The 20,709-nt window shown below is 67.2% G+C and carries 20 protein-coding genes; all 20 read left to right on the forward strand.

Annotated features, from left to right (window positions below; all coding sequences use genetic code 11):
* The first annotated feature begins 10 nt into the window (after positions 1-10).
* Positions 11-1,141, forward strand: coding sequence for a deoxyguanosinetriphosphate triphosphohydrolase (locus J2739_RS09985; RefSeq protein WP_309901029.1), 1,131 nt, complete (start codon positions 11-13; stop codon positions 1,139-1,141).
* The gene (locus J2739_RS09990) at positions 1,138-2,400 is read left to right on the forward strand and encodes an MFS transporter (RefSeq protein WP_309901030.1); all 1,263 of its coding nucleotides are present in this window, start codon (positions 1,138-1,140) and stop codon (positions 2,398-2,400) included. Before J2739_RS09985 ends, J2739_RS09990 begins: the two co-directional genes overlap by 4 nt.
* A complete protein-coding gene (locus tag J2739_RS09995) occupies positions 2,397-2,972 on the forward strand; it encodes a DUF1415 domain-containing protein (RefSeq protein ID WP_309901033.1) in 576 nt (191 codons plus the stop codon). The genes J2739_RS09990 and J2739_RS09995 overlap by 4 nt, the downstream gene beginning before the upstream one ends.
* Positions 2,969-3,835, forward strand: coding sequence for a class I SAM-dependent methyltransferase (locus tag J2739_RS10000; protein WP_309901035.1), 867 nt, complete (start codon positions 2,969-2,971; stop codon positions 3,833-3,835). The genes J2739_RS09995 and J2739_RS10000 overlap by 4 nt, the downstream gene beginning before the upstream one ends.
* Positions 3,836-3,842: 7 nt before the next feature.
* On the forward strand, positions 3,843-4,535 hold the full coding sequence (locus J2739_RS10005) for a transposase (RefSeq protein ID WP_309901037.1): 693 nt from the start codon (positions 3,843-3,845) through the stop codon (positions 4,533-4,535).
* Positions 4,536-4,697: 162 nt separating this feature from the next.
* Positions 4,698-9,440, forward strand: coding sequence for a glutamate synthase-related protein (locus tag J2739_RS10010; RefSeq protein WP_309901039.1), 4,743 nt, complete (start codon positions 4,698-4,700; stop codon positions 9,438-9,440).
* A 37-nt stretch (positions 9,441-9,477) separates the two neighbouring features.
* The gene (locus tag J2739_RS10015; protein WP_309901041.1) at positions 9,478-10,956 is read left to right on the forward strand and encodes a glutamate synthase subunit beta; all 1,479 of its coding nucleotides are present in this window, start codon (positions 9,478-9,480) and stop codon (positions 10,954-10,956) included.
* A gap of 114 nt (positions 10,957-11,070) precedes the next feature.
* The gene (locus J2739_RS10020; protein ID WP_309901043.1) at positions 11,071-11,895 is read left to right on the forward strand and encodes an ABC transporter ATP-binding protein; all 825 of its coding nucleotides are present in this window, start codon (positions 11,071-11,073) and stop codon (positions 11,893-11,895) included.
* Complete coding sequence (gene mlaE / locus J2739_RS10025) at positions 11,892-12,674, forward strand: lipid asymmetry maintenance ABC transporter permease subunit MlaE (protein WP_309901045.1); 783 nt, start codon at positions 11,892-11,894, stop codon at positions 12,672-12,674. The genes J2739_RS10020 and mlaE overlap by 4 nt, the downstream gene beginning before the upstream one ends.
* 28 nt (positions 12,675-12,702) lie before the next feature.
* The gene (gene mlaD / locus J2739_RS10030) at positions 12,703-13,191 is read left to right on the forward strand and encodes an outer membrane lipid asymmetry maintenance protein MlaD (RefSeq protein ID WP_309901047.1); all 489 of its coding nucleotides are present in this window, start codon (positions 12,703-12,705) and stop codon (positions 13,189-13,191) included.
* Positions 13,188-13,934 carry an MlaA family lipoprotein gene (locus J2739_RS10035; RefSeq protein WP_405053857.1) on the forward strand — a complete coding sequence of 249 codons (747 nt, stop codon included), beginning with the start codon at positions 13,188-13,190 and terminating at the stop codon, positions 13,932-13,934. Before mlaD ends, J2739_RS10035 begins: the two co-directional genes overlap by 4 nt.
* A 190-nt stretch (positions 13,935-14,124) precedes the next feature.
* Positions 14,125-14,736 carry an MlaC/ttg2D family ABC transporter substrate-binding protein gene (locus J2739_RS10040; RefSeq protein ID WP_405053864.1) on the forward strand — a complete coding sequence of 204 codons (612 nt, stop codon included), beginning with the start codon at positions 14,125-14,127 and terminating at the stop codon, positions 14,734-14,736.
* A gap of 14 nt (positions 14,737-14,750) precedes the next feature.
* Positions 14,751-15,023, forward strand: coding sequence for an STAS domain-containing protein (locus J2739_RS10045; protein ID WP_106555025.1), 273 nt, complete (start codon positions 14,751-14,753; stop codon positions 15,021-15,023).
* An 85-nt stretch (positions 15,024-15,108) separates the two neighbouring features.
* The gene (locus tag J2739_RS10050) at positions 15,109-16,056 is read left to right on the forward strand and encodes an ABC transporter ATP-binding protein (protein ID WP_309901050.1); all 948 of its coding nucleotides are present in this window, start codon (positions 15,109-15,111) and stop codon (positions 16,054-16,056) included.
* Positions 16,056-16,820: an ABC transporter permease gene (locus J2739_RS10055; RefSeq protein ID WP_309901114.1), complete on the forward strand. Its 765-nt coding sequence runs from the start codon at positions 16,056-16,058 to the stop codon at positions 16,818-16,820. The genes J2739_RS10050 and J2739_RS10055 overlap by 1 nt, the downstream gene beginning before the upstream one ends.
* A 4-nt stretch (positions 16,821-16,824) precedes the next feature.
* Complete coding sequence (locus tag J2739_RS10060; RefSeq protein WP_309901052.1) at positions 16,825-17,067, forward strand: BolA family protein; 243 nt, start codon at positions 16,825-16,827, stop codon at positions 17,065-17,067.
* 19 nt (positions 17,068-17,086) lie between these two features.
* Positions 17,087-18,373, forward strand: coding sequence for a UDP-N-acetylglucosamine 1-carboxyvinyltransferase (gene murA, locus J2739_RS10065; RefSeq protein ID WP_309901053.1), 1,287 nt, complete (start codon positions 17,087-17,089; stop codon positions 18,371-18,373).
* Complete coding sequence (hisG, locus tag J2739_RS10070) at positions 18,370-19,011, forward strand: ATP phosphoribosyltransferase (protein ID WP_106555021.1); 642 nt, start codon at positions 18,370-18,372, stop codon at positions 19,009-19,011. Before murA ends, hisG begins: the two co-directional genes overlap by 4 nt.
* 4 nt (positions 19,012-19,015) lie before the next feature.
* On the forward strand, positions 19,016-20,332 hold the full coding sequence (gene hisD / locus J2739_RS10075; RefSeq protein ID WP_309901055.1) for a histidinol dehydrogenase: 1,317 nt from the start codon (positions 19,016-19,018) through the stop codon (positions 20,330-20,332).
* A gap of 9 nt (positions 20,333-20,341) precedes the next feature.
* Positions 20,342-20,707: a hypothetical protein gene (locus tag J2739_RS10080; protein ID WP_309901057.1), complete on the forward strand. Its 366-nt coding sequence runs from the start codon at positions 20,342-20,344 to the stop codon at positions 20,705-20,707.
* The last annotated feature ends 2 nt before the right edge of the window (positions 20,708-20,709 follow it).

Consider the following 20,709-nt stretch of genomic DNA (forward strand, 5'->3'; position numbering starts at 1 on the left):
GCAGCAAGGCATGAGCCTGGCACGCTACGCCAGCCATCCCGCGCAGTCCCGCGGCCGGCGCCATGCCGAGGCGCCGGCCCCCACGCGCGACGCTTTCCAGCGCGACCGCGACCGCATCGTTCATTCCACTGCCTTCCGACGGCTCGTCTACAAGACCCAGGTCTTCCTCAACCACGAGGGCGATCTTTTCCGCACCCGCTTGACGCATTCCCTCGAAGTTGCGCAACTCGGCCGCTCGATCGCGAGGTCGCTGCGGCTCAACGAAGACCTGGTGGAGGCCATCGCGCTTGCACATGACCTCGGCCACACGCCCTTCGGTCATGCCGGCCAGGACGCACTGGATGCCTGCATGGCGGAACACGGCGGCTTCGAGCACAACCTCCAGAGCCTACGCGTGGTGGATGCGCTCGAGCATCGCTACCCCCAATACGACGGGCTCAACCTGAGCTTCGAGACCCGCGAGGGCATCCTCAAGCATTGCTCGCGCGCCAATGCCGAGCGCCTGGATGCCGCCGAGCCGGGCGGGGTGGCGCGGCGTTTCCGCGATCGCACCCAGCCGAGCCTCGAGGCACAGCTGTGCAACCTGGCCGACGAGATTGCCTACAACGCGCACGACATCGACGATGGTGTGCGCTCGGGGCTCGTCGGCCTCGAAACGCTCGGCGAGGTCGCGCTGTTCAGCCGCTACCTGCGCGAGACCCTCGAAGAGCATCCGCAGCTGCAGGGCCGGCGCGTGCTCTACGAAGCCATCCGCCGCATGCTCAGCGCGCAGGTCTACGACGTGATCGACGCCACGCGCGGCGCGCTCGAAGCGGCAGCGCCCGCCGATGCGGACGCCGTGCGCCGTGCCGCGCCGCTGGTGCGCTTCAGCGAGACCATGCGTGCCCAGTCGACCGAGCTCAAGCAGTTTCTCTTCCGCAACCTCTACCGGCATCCCCGCGTCATGCAGACCACGAGCCGCGCGAAAGAGGTGGTGCGCGAGCTGTTCGCGGCCTATATCCAGGATGCGCAGCAGATGCCGGCCTCGTATGCACAACGCGACGACCGGTACCGCGCTGTCGCCGACTACATCGCCGGCATGACGGACCGCTTCGCGATCCGCGAGCACGAACGCATCACGGGACGGCAATGGCACGAATGAGCGCCATGGCTTCTCATGCACGCATCCCGGGTGCCGCGCTGGCCGTGGTGCTGGCCGGCGTGGCCGCTGCCCTGCACCTGGGCAAGTTGCCGCCGGCCGTGCCGGCGCTGCAGGCGACACTCGGCGTCGACCTGCTGCAAGCAGGCTTCCTGCTGTCGTTGGTGCAGGTCGCCGGCATGTGCCTGGGCATGGTGTTCGGGCTCGCGGCCGACGCCATCGGACCGAGGCGCAGCATTTTGGCGGGCCTGGCCCTGGTGACCGTCGCCAGCGTGTTCGGCGGCCTGATCGGGCGCGCGGATGCAGGCGCCGGCGCCATTCCCTGGCTGTTCGCCTTGCGCGCACTTGAAGGCGTGGGCTTCCTGCTGACGGTCATGCCCTGTCCCGGCCTGATCCGTGCCCTTTCGCCACCGAACGCGGAGAAGAAGGCGCTCGGCCTCTGGGGTGCCTACATGCCGCTCGGCGTTGCGCTGGCGCTCCTGCTCGGTCCGGCACTGATTGCCTGGGTCGGATGGCCGGGGTGGTGGTGGGTGTTGTCGGGGGTCTCCGCCGCCGCGGCACTTTGGGTGCTGCTGGTCGTGCCGGCGGACGGGCGGCTGCCCGTTGCGACCGAGACGCCTTCGACATCGCGCTGGTCGGCCCGGCTGTTCGACACGGCGCGCGCCGGCGGCCCCCGGACGCTGGCGGCGGCCTTCGCCGTGTACTCCTCGCAATGGATGGCGGTGATCGGCTTCCTTCCCGCGATCTACGCCGAAGCCGGCGTGCCGGCCGCCTGGAATGCGGGGCTGACCGCCCTCGCTGCTGCGATGAACATCGTCGGAAATGTCGGCGGCGGGCGCTTCCTGCAGCACGGCGTCGCGCCGGAGCGTCTGCTGCGCTGGGGTTTCGTGGCGATGGCGCTCGGCAGCGTTGCGGCCTTCGCGCAGATCGGCCCGGGCGAAAGCGCCGCGAGCCTGCCGCCCGCGCTGCGTTATTTGGCTGTGTGCCTGTTCTCCCTGGCTGGCGGAATGATTCCGGCGACGCTCTTCATGCTTGCCCCCCGGCTTGCGCCCGGACCCTCGACCGTGTCGACGACCGTGGGGATGATGCAGCAGGCCTCCTCGCTCGGGCAGTTCGTGGCGCCGCCGGTGGTCGCCTGGATCGCCCACCGGGTTGGCGGCTGGCAATGGACCTGGGTCGTGACCCTGGCCTGTTCGCTGGCAGGGCTGGCGTTGGCGACACGCGTGGCGCCGGCCACATCCCGGAGGGGGACCGCCATATGAACAGCTATCCCCTCGTCACTGCCGGGCAAGCACAGGCGGACACGCAGCGCTGGCTCGAGCGCGCCGTGATTGGGCTCAATCTCTGCCCCTTTGCCAAGGCCGTGCATGCGCGAGGGCAGATCCACTACGCCCTGTACATGCACGACGAGGAGGGCGGCTTGATCGACGCATTGCTGGACGAAGCGCGGGCCCTGGCGGCCTGCCGCGCTTCCGAACGCGACACGACGCTCCTGATTGCGCCGAACACCTTGGCCGACTTCCTGGATTTCAACGATTTCACCGCACGCGCCGAGCGCCGCCTGGCGCGCGAGGGCTTCGAGGGCCGGTTCCAACTGGCCAGCTTTCATCCGCGTTTCCAGTTTGCCGGCACCGAGCCCGACGACATCACCAATGCGAGCAACCGCGCGCCGTACCCGACACTGCACCTGTTGCGCGAGGACAGCGTGAGCCGTGCCGTCGAAGCCTTTCCGGATGCACAAGCCATCTTCGGGCGCAACATGCAGATCCTGCAGCAGCTCGGCACCGAGGGCTGGGCGGCTCTGGATGTCGGCCCGGGGGGAGGGCAGCGATGAACGGCAAGGCCGTCGCCAAGGCCTCGAAGGCCGAAGCCGAGCTCCAGGAGCTGCTGCGCCCGGGCCAGTCCATCGAGCTGCTCAAGGCGCTGCATATCCTCACGCGCGAAGGGCGGCTCAACCAGGATTCGCGCCGCAAGCTCAAGCAGGTCTACCACCTGTTCCAGTTCATCGAGAAGCTGCTCCTCGAGCTGCCGGAGGAGGGGGCGCACGCCAGCCTGGCCGACCACGGTGCCGGCAAGTCCTATCTCGGCTTCATCCTCTACGACCTGTTCTTCGGTCCGCGCGGCGGTGGGCGGGTATACGGGATCGAAACGCGCGCCGACCTGGTCGACAAGTCGCGTGCACTGGCAAAGCAGCTGGGCTTCGATCGCATGGCTTTTCTCAACATCAGCGCGGCCGAGTCCGCAGACGCAGCCGAGCTCCCGCTGCAGATCGACGTGGTGACCGCATTGCACGCCTGCGACACAGCCACCGACGACGCCATCGCCTTCGGGCTCGCGAAGCAGGCGCGCTTCATGGTGCTGGTGCCCTGTTGCCAGGCCGAGGTCGCTGCCTGCCTGCGCCAGACCAAGGCGCTGGCGCTCACGCGCACGCCCCTGGCTGAGCTCTGGCGCCATCCCTTGCACACGCGCGAGATCGGCAGCCAGCTCACCAACGTCCTGCGCTGCCTCTACCTGGAGGCCCACGGCTACCAAGTCACGGTCACCGAGCTGGTGGGCTGGGAGCACAGCCTGAAGAACGAGCTGATCATTGCGCGCCGTACCGGTCAGCGCAAAGCCAGCGCCGCGGCCCGGCTAAAAGAACTGCTGGCCCAGTTCGGGCTGGCGTCGATGCTGGAGACGCGCTTCCCCATGGGCTGATCTCGCCATGGCCCGCCTTCCTCGTCTCACCCTGGCCGAGCAGCCGCACCACGTGATCCAGCGGGGCAACAACCGGCAGGCCATCTTCGTCGACAACGCCGATCGCGAGATGCTGCTGGCGCTGCTGGGCGAGAACGCCGTGCGCTTCGGCATCGCGCTGCATGCCTATGTGCTGATGGACAACCATTACCACCTGCTGGCGACGCCTGCGAGCGCAGACGGGCTTCCGTTGTGGATGCAGGCCATCGGCCGGCGCTATGTGCGCTACTTCAACGACCGGCATGGGCGCACCGGCACCTTGTGGGAGGGGCGTTACAAGTCCACGCTGATCCAGACCGATCGCTACCTGCTGACTTGCATGGCCTACATCGACCTGAACCCGGTGCGGGCCGGCATCGTTGCCGAGGCGCGCGACTATGCCTGGTCGAGCCATGGCCACTACGTCGGACTGCGGCACGACAAGCTGCTGACGCCGCACCCCCTCTACTGGTCGCTCGGCAACACCCCCTTCGCCCGTGAGGCGGCCTACGCCGAGTTGGTGCGCGGTGGCGTGACCGGTGCCGACCAGGTCTTGTTGACGGAAGCCACGTTGCACGGCTGGGCGGCCGGCGATCGTAATTTCCTGGAGGCACTGCAGAAGAGCACCGAACGGCGCGTCTTGAAGGCGCGGCCTGGACGTCCGCCGTCCGCCCGGCGCTGACCGCGCCAGCCTTTCCTTCGCACGCTTTTAATGTGTCCCCATTTATTGTGTCGCCCCGATTGATCGGATTTAATGGTGATCTGACCCCCAATAAAAAGCTTGGCATCGTTTGTGCAACGCAATATCCTTCCCCTCCCTGCGAAAAACTGAAGGAGTGCGCCCATGACCACGGCTGCCGAGATCGAGTATCTCCAACAACACGGTCTTTATTCCGCCGCTGACGAGCACGATGCCTGCGGCGTCGGCTTCGTGGCCCACATCAAGGGCGAAAAAAGCCATTCGATCGTGCTGCAGGGATTGAAGATTCTCGAAAATCTCGATCATCGCGGCGCAGTGGGCGCTGACAAGCTGATGGGTGACGGCGCCGGCATCCTGATCCAGCTCCCCGACCACCTGTACCGCGACGAGATGGAGAAGCAGGGCGTGACGCTGCCGCCGCCCGGCGAATACGGTGTCGGCATGATCTTCCTGCCCAAGGAGCACGCCTCGCGCGAAGCCTGCGAGCAGGAGCTGGAGCGCGCAATCAAGGCCGAAGGCCAGGTGCTGTTGGGCTGGCGCGATGTCCCGGTCAACCGCGAGATGCCGATGTCGCCGGCCGTGCGCAAGAAGGAGCCGCTGCTGCGCCAGGTCTTCATCGGCCGCGGCAACGACGTGATCGTGCAGGACGCCCTGGAGCGCAAGCTCTACGTCATCCGCAAGACCGCCAGCGCTGCCATTCAGCGCCTGAAGCTCAAGCACAGCAAGGAGTACTACGTTCCCAGCATGTCGAGCCGCACGGTGGTCTACAAGGGCCTGCTGCTGGCCGACCAGGTCGGCACCTATTACCTCGACCTGCAGGACAAGCGCTGCATCTCGGCCCTGGGCCTGGTGCACCAGCGCTTTTCCACCAATACCTTCCCCGAGTGGCCACTGGCCCACCCGTACCGCTACGTGGCCCACAACGGCGAGATCAACACCGTCAAGGGCAACTACAACTGGATGAAGGCGCGTGAGGGCGTGATGTCCTCGCCGGTGCTGGGGGCCGACCTGCAGAAGCTCTACCCGATCAGCTTCGCCGACCAGTCCGATACCGCCACCTTCGACAACTGCCTCGAGCTGCTCACCATGGCCGGCTACCCGATCAGCCAGGCCGTGATGATGATGATCCCCGAGCCCTGGGAGCAGCACGCGACCATGGACCCGCGCCGTCGCGCCTTCTACGAATACCACGCGGCCATGCTCGAGCCCTGGGACGGCCCGGCCTCGATCGTCTTCACCGACGGCCGCCAGATCGGCGCCACGCTGGACCGCAACGGCCTGCGCCCGTCGCGCTACTGCGTGACCGATGACGACCTGGTCATCATGGCCTCGGAATCCGGCGTGCTGCCGGTGCCCGAGCAGAAGATCGTTCGCAAATGGCGCCTGCAGCCCGGCAAGATGTTCCTGATCGACCTGGAGCAGGGCCGCATGATCGACGACGAGGAGGTCAAGGCCACGCTCGCCAACAGCAAGCCCTACAAGCAGTGGATCGAAAACCTGCGCATCAAGCTCGACAGCGTCGAGGCGAAGGCCGCGCAGCCGCCGGCGAGCCCGGTCGCCTTGCTCGACCGCCAGCAGGCCTTCGGCTACACGCAGGAAGACATCAAGTTCCTGATGAGCCCGATGGCCGCGGCCGGCGAGGAGGGCATCGGCTCCATGGGCAACGACAGTCCGCTGGCCGTGCTGTCCAACAAGAACAAGCCGCTCTACAACTACTTCAAGCAGTTGTTCGCGCAGGTCACCAACCCCCCCATCGACCCGATCCGCGAGGCGATCGTGATGTCGCTGGTGTCCTTCATCGGCCCGAAGCCGAACTTGCTCGACATCAACCAGGTCAACCCGCCGATGCGGCTGGAGGTGAGCCAGCCCATCCTCGACTTCGCCGACATGGCGAAGCTGCGCGACATCGGCACCTACACGCAGGGCAAGTTCAAGAGCTACACGCTGGACATCACCTATCCGCTCGCCTGGGGCGAGGAGGGCGTCGAGGCCAAGCTGGCCTCCCTGTGCGCCGAGGCGGTCGACGCGATCAAGGGCGGCCACAACATCCTGATCGTGAGCGACCGTGCCCTCAGCGCCGCGCAGATCGCCATCCCCGCGCCGCTGGCGCTGTCGGCCATCCACCAGTACCTGGTGCGCGAAGGCCTGCGCACCACGGCCGGCCTCGTGGTCGAGACCGGCTCCGCGCGCGAGGTCCATCACTTCGGCGTGCTGGCGGGCTATGGCGCCGAGGCGGTGCACCCGTACCTCGCGATGGAAACGCTCGCCGCGATGCACGAAGACCTGTCCGGCGACCTGAGCGCCGAGAAGGCGATCTACAACTACGTCAAGGCGATCGGCAAGGGTCTGTCCAAGATCATGTCGAAGATGGGTGTCAGCACCTACATGAGCTACTGCGGCGCCCAGCTCTTCGAGGCCATCGGCCTCAACAGCGACACGGTGGCCAAGTACTTCACCGGCACCGCCAGCCGGGTCGAGGGCATCGGCGTGTTCGAGATCGCGCAGGAAGCCATCCGCATGCACAAGGCGGCCTTCGGGGACGACCCGGTGCTCGCGCACATGCTGGACGCCGGCGGCGAATATGCCTGGCGCACCCGCGGCGAAGAGCACATGTGGACGCCCGATGCCATCGCCAAGCTGCAGCACAGCACGCGCGCCAACAACTTCAACACCTACAAGGAATACGCGCAGCTCATCAACGACCAGAACCGGCGCCATCTCACGCTGCGCGGCCTGTTCGAGTTCCGGATCGATCCGGCCAAGGCGATCCCCGTGGACGAAGTCGAGCCCGCGAGCGAGATCGTGAAGCGCTTCGCCACCGGCGCGATGTCCTTGGGCTCGATCAGTACCGAGGCGCATTCGACGCTGGCCGTGGCGATGAACCGCATCGGCGGCAAGAGCAATACCGGCGAGGGCGGCGAGGACCCCGCGCGCTACCGCAACGAGCTCAAGGGCATCCCGATCAAGCAGGGCGACACGCTCAAGAGCGTGATCGGCGAAGCCAACGTCGAGGTCGACCTGCCGCTGGCCGACGGCGACTCCCTGCGCTCGAAGATCAAGCAGGTGGCCTCGGGCCGCTTCGGCGTCACTGCCGAGTACCTCTCGTCGGCCGACCAGCTGCAGATCAAGATGGCGCAGGGCGCCAAGCCAGGCGAAGGCGGCCAGCTGCCCGGCGGCAAGGTCTCCAACTACATCGGCCAGCTGCGCTACTCGGTGCCGGGCGTGGGCCTGATCTCGCCGCCGCCGCACCACGACATCTACTCGATCGAGGATCTGGCGCAGCTGATCCACGACCTGAAGAACGTGGCCCCGCATGCCAGCGTGAGCGTCAAGCTGGTGAGCGAGGTCGGCGTCGGCACCATCGCGGCCGGCGTGGCCAAGTGCAAGAGCGATCACGTCGTGATCGCCGGCCATGACGGCGGCACCGGCGCCTCGCCCTGGTCCTCGATCAAGCATGCGGGCAGCCCGTGGGAAATCGGGCTGGCCGAAACCCAGCAGACCCTGGTGCTCAACCGCCTGCGCGGCCGCATCCGCGTACAGGCCGACGGCCAGATGAAGACCGGCCGCGACGTCGCGATCGGCGCGCTGCTGGGCGCCGACGAGTTCGGCTTCGCGACCGCGCCGCTGGTCGTCGAGGGCTGCATCATGATGCGCAAGTGCCACCTCAACACCTGCCCGGTCGGCGTCGCCACGCAGGACCCGGTGCTGCGCAAGAAGTTCTCGGGCAAGCCCGAGCACGTGGTGAACTACTTCTTCTTCGTCGCCGAGGAAGTTCGCCAGATCATGGCGCAGCTGGGCATCCGCAAGTTCGACGACCTGATCGGCCGCGCCGACCTGCTCGACACCCGCAAGGGCATCGAGCACTGGAAGGCCCGTGGACTGGACTTCGGCCGACTGTTCGCGCAGCCCAACGTGCCGGCCGATGTGCCGCGCTACCACGTCGAGGCGCAGGACCATGGCCTCGCGAAGAGCCTGGACAACAAGCTCATCGAGAAGTCGCGCCCCGCCATCGAGAAGGGCGAGAAGGTGCAGTTCATCGAGGTGGCACGCAACGTCAATCGCTCGGTCGGGGCCATGCTCTCGGGTGCGCTGACCAAGGTGCATCCGCAGGGCCTGCCCGACGATTCGATCCGCATCCAGCTCGAGGGCACGGGCGGCCAGTCCTTCGGGGCCTTCCTGGCGCGCGGCATCACGCTCTACCTCATCGGCGATGCCAACGACTACACGGGCAAGGGCCTCTCGGGCGGCCGGGTGGTGGTGCGCCCCAGCCTGGACTTCCGCGGCGAGGCGACGCGCAACACCATCGTCGGCAACACCGCGCTCTACGGCGCGACCACCGGCGAGGCCTTCCTCAGCGGCGTCGCCGGCGAGCGCTTCGCGGTGCGTCTGTCGGGTGCTACCGCGGTGGTCGAAGGCACGGGCGATCATGGCTGCGAATACATGACCGGCGGCACGGTGGTGGTGCTCGGCAAGACCGGTCGCAACTTCGCGGCCGGCATGAGCGGCGGCGTCGCCTTCGTCTACGACGAGGACGGCCAGTTCGCCTCGCGTTGCAACCTGGCGATGGTTTCGCTCGACAAGGTGCTGACCTCCGCCGAGCAGACGGCCAGCGTGCATCGCAAGATCTGGCACGAGGGCGAGACCGACGAGGCCAAGCTCCGGAAGCTGCTCGAAGACCATCACCGCTGGACCGGCAGCAAGCGCGCGCGCGAGCTGCTCGACACCTGGGCCGTGGCGCGCACGCGCTTCGTCAAGGTCTTCCCGAACGAGTACAAGCGCGCGCTGGCCGAGATCCACGATCGCAAGGTCGAGCTCACCAGCAGCGGCAACAACGCGCACGTGGGCCTGGAGCCGCATGCCATGACGAAGCCGGCCGTTGCGGCCTGAGCGCCGCGAGAACGAAGAACAGAACCAGGAAAACACGATGGGAAAAATCACCGGCTTCATGGAGCACGAGCGCATCGAGGAGGGCTACAAGCCCGTCGCCGAGCGCGTCAAGCACTACAAGGAATTCGTCATCGGCCTCGATGCGCAGCAGGCCAAGGTGCAGGGCGCGCGCTGCATGGACTGCGGCACGCCTTTCTGCAACAGCGGCTGCCCGGTCAACAACATCATTCCGGACTTCAACGACTTGGTCTACCGCGACGACTGGCAGAGCGCCTTCGCGGTGCTGGACTCGACCAACAACTTTCCCGAGTTCACCGGCCGCATCTGCCCTGCACCCTGCGAGGCGGCCTGCGTGCTCAATGTCAACGACGACCCCGTCGGCATCAAGTCCATCGAGCACGCGATCATCGACCGCGCCTGGCAGGAAGCATGGGTCGTCCCGCGCCCGGCCAGGCACAAGACCGGAAAAAAAGTGGCCGTGGTGGGCTCGGGGCCGGCCGGCATGGCGGCCGCGCAGCAGCTCGCCCGCGTCGGACACGACGTGACCCTGTTCGAGAAGAACGACCGCATCGGCGGCCTGCTGCGCTACGGCATTCCAGACTTCAAGATGGAGAAGACGCACATCGATCGGCGCGTCGAGCAGATGAAGGCCGAAGGTGTGGTGTTCCGCACCGGCGTGGTGGTCGGGGCCGCGAAGGACCCGCTGGGCAAGGGCTCCAAGGTCACCAACTGGGCCAAGGAGACGGTGACGCCCGAGCAGCTCGACAAGGAGTTCGACGCCGTGCTGCTCACCGGCGGCGCCGAGCAGTCGCGCGACCTGCCGGTGCCCGGCCGCGATCTCGACGGCATCCATTTCGCGATGGAGTTCCTGCCGCAGCAGAACAAGGTCAATGCGGGGGACAAGGTCAAGGGCCAAATCCGCGCGGACGGCAAGCACGTGATCGTGATCGGCGGCGGCGATACCGGTTCCGACTGCGTGGGCACCAGCAACCGGCATGGCGCGGCGAGCGTCACCCAGTTCGAACTGATGCCACAGCCGCCGGAGGAAGAGAACCGGCCGCTGACCTGGCCGTACTGGCCCTACAAGCTGCGCACCAGCTCCAGCCACGAGGAGGGCTGCGAGCGCGAGTTCGCGATCTCCACCAAGGAATTCATCGGCGAAAAGGGCAAGGTCACCGGGCTCAAGACCGTGCGCGTCGAGTGGAAGGACGGCAAGATGGTCGAGGTCCCCGGCTCCGAGACGATGCTGAAGGCCGACCTGGTGCTGCTGGCCATGGGTTTCGTGAGCCCGGTCGCCGGCGTGCTGGATGCCTTCGGTGTCGAGAAGGACGCCCGCGGCAATGCCAAGGCCAGCGTCGACTTCGTGGGCGGCTACGCGACCAACGTGCCCAAGGTGTTCGCCGCCGGCGACATCCGCCGCGGGCAGTCGCTGGTGGTGTGGGCGATCCGCGAAGGGCGGCAGGCGGCGCGTTCGGTCGACGAGTTCCTGATGGGCTACAGCGACCTCCCGCGTTGAGTTGGGCCGCGATTAGCACCTTGGTTCGTGCACGGGCATGGCCTGTGCTTCATTTATCATGGATGCCCACCGCAAGCCGGGGATGCCTCAGGCGCCCCGGCTTTTCTGTTGTCCATGAACCCACCCGAGTCCTCACTGGTTGAATTCCGCGATGTCCGCTTCGGCTACGGCGATCGCGCGATCCTCGACGGCGTCTCCTTCACCGTCCCGCGCGGCAAGGTGACGGCGCTCATGGGTGCATCCGGCGGCGGCAAGACCACCGTGCTGCGCCTGGTCGGCGGCCAGGTGCGCGCGCAGCGCGGCGAAGTGCTGTTCGATGGCCAGGACATCGGCAAACTGGGCAGCGACGCGCTCTATGCCGCGCGCCGACGCATGGGCATGCTGTTCCAGTTCGGTGCCTTGTTCACCGACATGAACGTATTCGACAACGTCGCCTTTCCGCTTCGCGAGCACACGCGGCTGCCCGAGGCGCTGGTGCGCGACATCGTGCTAATGAAGCTCGACGCCGTCGGCCTGCGCGGCGCACGCCAGCTGATGCCGAGCGAAGTCTCCGGCGGCATGGCCCGGCGCGTGGCGCTGGCCCGGGCGATCGCGCTCGATCCCGACTTGGTCATGTACGACGAGCCCTTCGCCGGCCTCGATCCGATTTCCCTGGGCACCGCGGCGCGCCTGATCCGCCAGCTCAACGACACGCTGGGGTTGACCAGCGTGGTGGTGTCGCACGATCTGGAAGAGACCTTCCGCATCGCCGACCACGTGATCATCCTGGCCAACGGCGGCATCGCCGCGCAGGGCAGGCCGCAGGACGTGCGTGCGAGCAGCGATCCGCTGGTCCATCAGTTCGTCAATGCGCTGCCCGACGGGCCGGTGCACTTCCACTATCCGGGCGTCGATGTGGAAGAGGACTTCGGCAACAACGCACATGGGGATCGGGGATGAGCTGGTACCGGCCGGCCGACCTCGGATTCGCCGTGCGCTCCAAGCTGGGCGATCTCGGCTTGGGCGCCCGCCTGTTCCTGCGCCTCACGCTGGGCGGCGCGCGCAGCCTGCGCCGCTTCGGCCTGGTACGCGACCAGATCCATTTTCTCGGCAACTACTCGCTGGCCATCATCGCGGTCTCGGGCCTCTTCGTCGGCTTCGTGCTGGGGCTGCAGGGCTACTACACACTGCAGCGCTACGGTTCCTCGGAAGCGCTGGGCCTGCTGGTCGCGCTGAGCCTGGTGCGCGAACTGGGTCCCGTGGTTTCGGCGCTCCTTTTCGCGGGCCGTGCCGGAACCTCGCTGACCGCGGAGATCGGCCTCATGAAAGCCGGCGAGCAGCTCAGCGCCATGGAAATGATGGCGGTCGACCCGGTGCAGCGCATCCTGGCGCCGCGGTTCTGGGCCGGCGTGATCACCATGCCGCTGCTGGCAGCGGTGTTCAGCGCGATCGGCGTACTCGGCGGCTGGGTGGTCGGCGTGCTGATGCTCGGCGTCGACCCCGGCGCGTTCTGGGGCCAGATGCAGAGCGGCGTCGATGTCTGGCGCGACGTGGGCAACGGCGTGGTCAAGAGCATCGTCTTCGGCTTCACCGTCACGTTCGTCGCGCTGCTGCAGGGCTTCGAGGCCCAGGCGACCCCCGAGGGCGTGTCGCGTGCCACCACCCGCACGGTGGTCGTCGCATCGCTCGCGGTACTGGGGCTCGACTTCCTGCTCACCGCGATGATGTTCAGCATCTAGCAAACAAGGTAGAAAACAAGGGCACTCCATGCAACGTTCCAAGAATGACGTCTGGGTCGGCCTGTTCGTGCTCATCGGCGCGGCAGCGCTGCTGTTCCTCGCGCTCCAGTCCGCCAACCTGTTGAGCCTGAGCTTCCAGAAGACCTACTCCGTCACCGCACGCTTCGACAACATCGGCGGGCTGAAGCCGCAGACCGCCGTCAAGAGCGCGGGCGTGGTGGTCGGCCGTGTCGAATCGATCACGTTCGACGACAAGAATTTCCAGGCCAGCGTCACCTTGGCGTTGCAGAGCCGTTACAGTTTCCCCAAGGACAGCTCCCTCAAGATCCTGACCAGCGGACTGCTCGGCGAGCAGTACGTCGCCATCGAGGCGGGGGCTGAGGAGAAGACCCTTCAAGCCGGCGACACGATCACCGCGACGCAGTCGGCAGTCGTGCTGGAGAACCTGATCGGGCAGTTTCTCTACAGCAAGGCGTCGGAAGGCAGCACGCCAGCGGGCAACGGCAACAAGAAATGAAAACACGATTTCCCCTCGACCTGCGGTGCGCGCTGCGCGGCACCGCCCCGGCCCTGCGCGGCCTCGGCGCCATGGCGGTGCTGGCGCTGGCCACCGGCTGCGCCTCCGGGCCCAAGGCCAATCCGGCCGATCCCTTCGAGCCGCTGAACCGCGAGGTCATGCGTTTCAACGACGTCGTCGACGATGCCTTGCTGATTCCGGCGGCGACCGCCTATCGCCGGGTCTTGCCTTCCTTCGTGCGCACGGGCGTCAACAATTTCTTCGGCAACCTGTCCGACGTGTGGAGCTTCGCCAACAGCGTGCTGCAGCTCAAGCTGGAGAACAGCGCCCAGACTTTCATGCGCGTGAACGTCAACACCGTCTTCGGGCTCGGCGGGCTGCTGGACATCGCCACCGAGGCCGGTATCGATCGCCACACGGAAGACTTCGGCCAGACCCTGGGCCGCTGGGGCGTGCCGAGCGGCCCCTACGTGGTGCTGCCGTTGCTGGGCTCTTCGACGGTCCGCGACACGGCCGCCCTGACACTCGATCGGCGGGGCGACCTGCTCAACCAGGTCAACGACATCCCCTGGCGCAATTCGCTCTATTTCCTGCGCGTGATCGACACCCGCTCGAACTTCCTGCGCGCGAGCCAGCTCCTCGACAACGCGGCACTCGACAAGTACACGTTCACGCGCGATGCGTATCTGCAACGCCGGAAGAACGAGGTGCACGACGGGGACTTGCCGGACGACGGCAATTGACCTCGGTCGAGATGGCGGGCCGTGTTCGAGTGCGTTTCGGCGCTTGCATCCCGTTGCGCGCTTTGCACAGGCGCGGGAATTCCGTTCACAGGCCTCGGCTCCAATTCGCACGGGTCACAATGACTCGAAACTTTCGATAAGGGAACCATCGATGAATCAGATCCTGCAACGACGCTCCGTTGGACGCCTGATGCTGGCCGGCTTGCTGCTCGCGGGCGCCGCCGCCTTCGTGCGGCCGGCCCATGCCGCCGACGAGGCACCGGACGCGCTGGTCAAGCGCCTCTCGACCGACGTGCTCGAAACCATCAAGGCCGACAAGTCGATCAAGGCCGGCGACGTCAACAAGATCATGGTCCTGGTCGACACCAAGATCATGCCGAACGTCAACTTCCAGCGCATGACCGCCTCGGCCGTCGGCCCGGCATGGCGGCAGGCCACGCCGGAGCAGCAGAAGCGCCTGCAGGAAGAGTTCAAGAAGCTGCTGGTGCGCACCTATGCCGGCGCGCTCGACCAGGTCAGCGATCAGACCGTCGCCGTGCGTCCCTTCCGCGGCTCCCCCGACGACAAGGAGGTGCTGGTGCGCACGGAGGTCCGCGGCAGCGGCGATCCGGTGCAGCTCGACTACCGGCTCGAAAAGACGCCCGGCGAGGCGGGCGGCTGGAAGATCTACAACCTCAACGTCCTGGGGGTGTGGCTGGTCGATACCTACCGCAGCCAGTTTGCCCAGGAGATCAATGCCAAGGGCATCGACGGCCTGATCGCGACGCTGGCAGAGCGCAACAAGCGCAACGGCAAGAGCTGAGACGCCGAAGCCCGATGCTGGTGCTGCCGCCCAAGCTCACGCACGACGAGGCGCCGGCCTGCGTGCTCATGCTGCGCCAGGGGCTCGCGGGACAGGCTGCTTCGTCGATGGTCGTCGATGCCAGCGCGCTCGCGCAGTTCGATTCGTCGGCGCTCGCGGTGCTGCTCGAATGCCGGCGCGAAGCCAGCGCGCTGGGCCGCGGCTTTGCGGTGAAGGGCCTGCCGCCGCGCCTGCGCGAGCTCGCATCGCTGTACGGCGTGGCGGGTCTTCTGCCTGCAGCGCCCTGACTTGCCGACCTGACGCAGAGCGCCGGCAGGCCTTTGTCCCGCCCGGAAGCGGAAAAGCGGCAGGGCCCTAAAATCGCGGGCTCCCATGCCTGCGATCTCCTTCCAATCGGTCTCCAAGACCTATCCTGCCTCGCGCCAGCAACGTGCCCTGGGGAAACCCGGGCTGCGTGCCGTTGACGGGGTCACGTTCCAGATCGAGGAGGGCGAGTTCTTCGGTCTGCTGGGGCCCAACGGCGCCGGCAAGACCACGCTGATCAGCATGCTGGCCGGGCTGTCCAGGCCGAGCGCGGGTGCCATCAGCGTCCATGGCTTCGACGTCCAGCGCGACTACGGCCAGGCGCGCCGCCAGCTCGGCGTGGTGCCGCAGGAGCTGGTCTTCGACCCTTTCTTCAACGTGCGCGAGTCGCTGCGCATCCAGTCGGGCTACTTCGGCATCAAGAACAACGACGACTGGATCGACGAACTGCTGAGCAGCCTGGGACTGGCCGACAAGGCCCACGCCAACATGCGCCAGCTCTCGGGCGGCATGAAGCGGCGGGTGCTGGTCGCCCAGGCGCTGGTGCACAAGCCGCCGGTGATCGTGCTGGACGAGCCCACGGCCGGCGTCGACGTCGAGCTGCGCCAGACCTTGTGGCAGTTCGTCGCCAAGCTGAACAAGCAGGGCAGCACGGTGCTGCTGACCACGCATTACCTGGAAGAGGCCGAGGCGCTGTGTCACCGCATCGCGATGCTCAAGCAGGGCCGGGTGATCGCGTTGGACCGCACCAGCGAGCTGCTGCGTTCGGCCGCCAGCAACGTGCTGCGCTTCAAGACCGATGGCCTGCTGCCCTGGGAACTGGCTCGGAACGCGCGCATCACCGGCCGCATCGTGCAGTTGCCGGCGCAGAACGCACGCGAGGTCGAGCAGTTGCTGGCTGCGATCCGCGAGGCTGGCCTCGATGTGGAAGATGTCGAAATGCGCAAGGCCGATCTGGAGGACGTGTTCATCGACCTGATGGCGGGCGAGCAGACGCCGCTGGAGGTGACCCGATGATGGTCCACGCGCTCGGCTGGCGCGCGCTCCTCTACAAGGAAACGCTGCGCTTCTGGAAGGTCGGCTTCCAGACCGTGGGCGCGCCGGTGCTCACCGCGCTGCTCTACCTGATGGTCTTCGGCCATGTGCTGGAAGGCCGTGTCACGGTCTACGGCTCGGTCAGCTATACCGCTTTCCTCGTGCCGGGCCTGGTGATGATGAGCGTGCTGCAGAACGCCTTCGCGAACAGCTCGTCCTCGATCATCCAAAGCAAGATCATGGGCAACCTGGTCTTCATCCTGCTCACGCCGCTGTCGCACTGGGGATGGTTTCTCGCCTACGTGGGTTCCTCCGTCATCCGGGGGCTGGTGGTAGGGCTGGGCGTGTTCGCGGTGACGGCCTTTTTCGCCGTGCCTGGCTTCGTCGCGCCGGTGTGGATCGCGGTCTTCGCCTTCCTGGGGGCGGCCATCCTCGGCACACTGGGCCTGATCGCCGGGCTCTGGGCCGAGAAGTTCGACCAGATGGCCGTGTTCCAGAACTTCCTCATCATGCCCATGACCTTCCTGTCCGGCGTGTTCTATTCCATTCATTCGCTGCCGGCCTTCTGGCAGACGGTCAGCCACCTGAACCCCTTCTTCTACATGATCGACGGCTTCCGCTACGGCTTCTTCGGCATCAGCGACATCTCGCCCTGGGTGAGCCTGTCCATCGTCGGCGGCGCCTGGATGGCGGTCAGTGCGGTCGCCATCCACCTCCTGCGCATCGGCTACAAGATCCGAGGCTGAAGCCATGACCGCCGACGAACTGCAATCCATCATCCAGGCCGGCCTGCCTTGCGAGCACATCGCGCTCGAGGGCGACGGCCGCCACTGGTATGCCACCATCGTGTCCTCCGAGTTCGAGGGCAAGCGCGCGATCCAGCGACACCAGCGCGTCTACGCCACCCTCGGTGCCAAAATGCACACGGACGAAGTGCACGCGCTCTCGATGAAGACCTTCACGCCCGCCGAATGGGCGGCTCAAAACACCTAGTTCGCTCGCTGGATCTTTCATGGACAAACTTCTGATTCGCGGCGGGCGCCAGCTCCGCGGCGAGGTGCTCGTTTCCGGCGCGAAGAACGCAGCCCTGCCGGAGCTCTGCGCGGCGCTCCTGAGCGATCGTCCCGTCACGCTGCACAACGTGCCGCGCCTCAACGACGTCACGACCATGCTCAAGCTGCTGCGCAACATGGGCGTGGCGGCCGAGCGCGACGACGGCGGCACGGTGCGCCTCGACGCCGGCCCGCTGCACACCCCCGAGGCGCCCTACGAACTGGTGAAGACGATGCGGGCCTCGGTGCTTGCGCTGGGGCCGCTGCTGGCCCGTTTCGGCAAGGCCCGGGTCTCCCTGCCCGGAGGCTGCGCCATCGGCTCGCGGCCGGTCGACCAGCACATCAAGGGCCTGCAAGCCATGGGCGCCGAGATCGTCGTCGAGCACGGTTACATGGTGGCGAGCATCGCCGGCGGCGGCCGGCGCCTGCACGGTGCGCGCATCACCACCGACATGGTGACCGTCACCGGCACCGAGAACTTCCTGATGGCCGCCGCCCTGGCCGAAGGCGAGACCGTGCTGGAGAACGCCGCGCAGGAACCCGAGATCGCGGACCTGGCCGAGATGCTGATCGAGATGGGCGCGAAGATCGAAGGCCACGGCACCAGCCGCATCCGCATCCAGGGCGTCGAGAAACTCCAGGGCTGCACCCATCGGGTGGTGGCCGACCGCATCGAGGCCGGCACCTTCCTCTGCGCCGTGGCGGCCACGGGCGGCGAGGTGCTGCTGCGCCATGGCCGTGCCGACCACCTCGATGCGGTGATCGAGAAGCTGCGCGAAGCCGGCGTGCAAGTGGACGCGGTGGAAGAGGGCATTCGCGTGCGCAGCCAGGGCCGCTTGAAGGCGCAGAGCTTTCGAACCACCGAATACCCGGGCTTCCCGACCGACATGCAGGCCCAGTTCATGGCGCTCAACGTGATCGCCGACGGCACCTCGACCGTGACCGAGACGATCTTCGAGAACCGCTTCATGCACGTGGACGAAATGCTGCGCCTGGGCGCCAAGATCCAGACCGACGGCAAGGTGGCGGTGATCGAGGGCGGGCACCAGCTCTCCGGCGCGACTGTCATGGCCACTGATCTGCGCGCCTCCGCCAGCCTGGTGATCGCCGGCCTGGTGGCCGAGGGCGAGACCCTGGTCGATCGCATCTACCACCTGGACCGCGGCTACGACCGCATGGAAAGCAAGCTGCGCGGGCTGGGCGCCGATATCGAGCGCGTGGCCGGTGCTGCGGAGTACCAGCCGTGATCACGCTCGCGCTGTCCAAGGGCCGCATCTTCGACGAGACCCTGCCGCTGCTGGCGGCAGCCGGCATCGAAGTGAGCGAAGACCCCGAGAAGTCGCGCAAGCTGATCCTCGCGACCTCCCGCCCCGAAGTGCGCGTGGTCCTGGTGCGCGCCTCGGACGTGCCCACGTACGTGCAGTACGGCGGCGCCGACCTGGGCGTGACCGGGCTGGACGTGCTGCTCGAGCACGGCAACCAGGGCCTGTACCAGCCGCTGGACCTGCGCATCGCCGCCTGCCGGCTGAGCGTGGCGGTTCGGGCCGACTACGACTACGCCTCGGCCGTGCGGCAGGGCTCGCGCATCAAGGTCGCGACCAAGTACGTCGGCCTGGCGCGCGAGTTCTTCGCCAGCAAGGGCGTGCACGTGGACTTGATCAAGCTTTACGGAAGCATGGAACTGGCGCCGCTCACCGGCCTGGCCGATGCCATCGTCGATCTCGTGTCGACCGGCAACACGCTCAAGGCGAATCACCTGGTCGAGGTCGAGCGCATCATGGACATCAGCGCGCGCCTGGTGGTCAACCAGGCCGCGCTCAAGCTCAAGCAGGCGCCGATCCGGCACATCATCGACGCCTTCGCCTCCGCCATCCCCTCTGCCTGAGATGATGAACGTGAAAGCCACACCCGTCCGCCTGTCTACCGCATCGAGCAGTTTCGAAGCCGACTTCCAGGCGCGGCTGCATTGGTCGGCCGACACCGATGCCGCCATCGAGCAGGTGGTGGCCGACATCCTGGCCGACGTGCGCCGGCGCGGCGACGCGGCGGTGCTCGAGTACACGCGGCGTTTCGACCGGCTCGACGTCGACAGTCTCCAGGCATTGGAGCTCGAGGCCCGCGAGCTGCGCGCCGCCTTCGACGCGCTGCCAGTGGCCCAGCGCGAAGCGCTGGAAGCCGCCGCGAGCCGCGTGAGGAGCTACCACGAGGCGCAGAAGAAGGCCAGCGGCGAGAGCTGGCAGTACCGCGACGACGACGGCACCCTGCTCGGCCAGAAAGTCACGCCGCTGGACCGCGTCGGCATCTACGTGCCGGGCGGCAAGGCGGCCTACCCTTCGAGCGTGCTCATGAATGCGATCCCGGCGCACGTGGCCGGCGTCGGCGAGATCATCATGGTGGTGCCGACGCCGAACGGCGAGAAGAACCCGCTGGTGCTCGCTGCCGCCCACGTCGCCGGCGTGACGCGCGCCTTCACCATCGGCGGCGCGCAGGCCGTGGCCGCGCTGGCCTACGGCACCGCCACGATCCCGGCGGTCGACAAGATCACCGGCCCCGGCAATGCCTACGTGGCCGCCGCCAAGCGCCGCGTGTTCGGCACGGTGGGCATCGACATGATCGCCGGCCCGAGCGAGATCCTGGTGCTGGCCGACGGCAGCACGCCGCCCGAGTGGGTCGCGATGGACCTGTTCAGCCAGGCCGAGCACGACGAGCTCGCGCAAAGCATCCTGCTGTGCCCCGACGCCGCCTACATCGAGCAGGTGCAGCAAGAGATCGACCGCCTGCTGCCCTCGATGCCGCGTGCCGCGATCATCGCGGCCTCGCTCAACGGCCGCGGCGCGCTGATCCACACGAAGAGCATGGAAGAAGCCTGCGCCATCAGCAACCGCATCGCGCCCGAGCACCTGGAGGTCAGCAGCCGCGAGCCGCACCGCTGGGAGCCGCTGCTCAGGCATGCGGGCGCGATCTTCCTCGGCGCCTACACCAGCGAGAGCCTGGGCGACTATTGCGCCGGCCCCAACCACGTGCTGCCCACCAGTGGCACCGCGCGCTTCAGCTCGCCGCTGGGGGTCTACGACTTCCAGAAGCGCTCCAGCCTGATCGAGGTCAGCGAGGCGGGCGCGCAACCGCTGGGCCGCATTGCCGTGATCCTGGCCGAAGGGGAGGGCCTGCCGGCGCACGCCGAGGCCGCCCGCATGCGCCTGCGCTGAGAGGTCGGCATGGCGAATCCCGTGCTTCGGTCCGCCCGCTGCATCGCCCTCCTGGGCCTGTTGGCGGCCGCTGCCGCTTGCCAGGCCATGAGCATTCGCGAATTGCGCATGCTCGAGGCCAACGAGAAGGACGGCCAGGTCTACGCCAACTACTACCTGGTCGGCGTGGTCGAAGGCTTGCGCGAAGCCAGCGAGGCGGAGCAGCGTGCCGGCCAGAAGCCGCTGTTCTGCGTCAACGGCCGCCGCCTCGAGCCTGTGATGGCGCGAACGCTCTACCAGGCCGAACTGACACGCAACGCCGACAGCTACGAGGCCGACATGCCCGTGCAGCTGGTGATCTCGGCCGCCCTTCGCAACAGCTACCGCTGCCCCTGAGC

Source organism: Variovorax soli (genome assembly GCF_031454625.1).
Lineage (GTDB): Bacteria > Pseudomonadota > Gammaproteobacteria > Burkholderiales > Burkholderiaceae_C > Variovorax > Variovorax soli_A.

What these genes read in the sequence shown, in the direction of transcription:
- J2739_RS09985 (WP_309901029.1), top strand. Translation starts at nt 11, where the DNA reads ATGAGCCTGGCACGCTACGCCAGCCATCCCGCGCAGTCCCGCGGCCGG.
- J2739_RS09990 (WP_309901030.1), top strand. Translation starts at nt 1,138, where the DNA reads ATGAGCGCCATGGCTTCTCATGCACGCATCCCGGGTGCCGCGCTGGCC.
- J2739_RS09995 (WP_309901033.1), top strand. Translation starts at nt 2,397, where the DNA reads ATGAACAGCTATCCCCTCGTCACTGCCGGGCAAGCACAGGCGGACACG.
- J2739_RS10000 (WP_309901035.1), top strand. Translation starts at nt 2,969, where the DNA reads ATGAACGGCAAGGCCGTCGCCAAGGCCTCGAAGGCCGAAGCCGAGCTC.
- J2739_RS10005 (WP_309901037.1), top strand. Translation starts at nt 3,843, where the DNA reads ATGGCCCGCCTTCCTCGTCTCACCCTGGCCGAGCAGCCGCACCACGTG.
- J2739_RS10010 (WP_309901039.1), top strand. Translation starts at nt 4,698, where the DNA reads ATGACCACGGCTGCCGAGATCGAGTATCTCCAACAACACGGTCTTTAT.
- J2739_RS10015 (WP_309901041.1), top strand. Translation starts at nt 9,478, where the DNA reads ATGGGAAAAATCACCGGCTTCATGGAGCACGAGCGCATCGAGGAGGGC.
- J2739_RS10020 (WP_309901043.1), top strand. Translation starts at nt 11,071, where the DNA reads ATGAACCCACCCGAGTCCTCACTGGTTGAATTCCGCGATGTCCGCTTC.
- mlaE (WP_309901045.1), top strand. Translation starts at nt 11,892, where the DNA reads ATGAGCTGGTACCGGCCGGCCGACCTCGGATTCGCCGTGCGCTCCAAG.
- mlaD (WP_309901047.1), top strand. Translation starts at nt 12,703, where the DNA reads ATGCAACGTTCCAAGAATGACGTCTGGGTCGGCCTGTTCGTGCTCATC.
- J2739_RS10035 (WP_405053857.1), top strand. Translation starts at nt 13,188, where the DNA reads ATGAAAACACGATTTCCCCTCGACCTGCGGTGCGCGCTGCGCGGCACC.
- J2739_RS10040 (WP_405053864.1), top strand. Translation starts at nt 14,125, where the DNA reads ATGCTGGCCGGCTTGCTGCTCGCGGGCGCCGCCGCCTTCGTGCGGCCG.
- J2739_RS10045 (WP_106555025.1), top strand. Translation starts at nt 14,751, where the DNA reads ATGCTGGTGCTGCCGCCCAAGCTCACGCACGACGAGGCGCCGGCCTGC.
- J2739_RS10050 (WP_309901050.1), top strand. Translation starts at nt 15,109, where the DNA reads ATGCCTGCGATCTCCTTCCAATCGGTCTCCAAGACCTATCCTGCCTCG.
- J2739_RS10055 (WP_309901114.1), top strand. Translation starts at nt 16,056, where the DNA reads ATGGTCCACGCGCTCGGCTGGCGCGCGCTCCTCTACAAGGAAACGCTG.
- J2739_RS10060 (WP_309901052.1), top strand. Translation starts at nt 16,825, where the DNA reads ATGACCGCCGACGAACTGCAATCCATCATCCAGGCCGGCCTGCCTTGC.
- murA (WP_309901053.1), top strand. Translation starts at nt 17,087, where the DNA reads ATGGACAAACTTCTGATTCGCGGCGGGCGCCAGCTCCGCGGCGAGGTG.
- hisD (WP_309901055.1), top strand. Translation starts at nt 19,016, where the DNA reads ATGAACGTGAAAGCCACACCCGTCCGCCTGTCTACCGCATCGAGCAGT.
- J2739_RS10080 (WP_309901057.1), top strand. Translation starts at nt 20,342, where the DNA reads ATGGCGAATCCCGTGCTTCGGTCCGCCCGCTGCATCGCCCTCCTGGGC.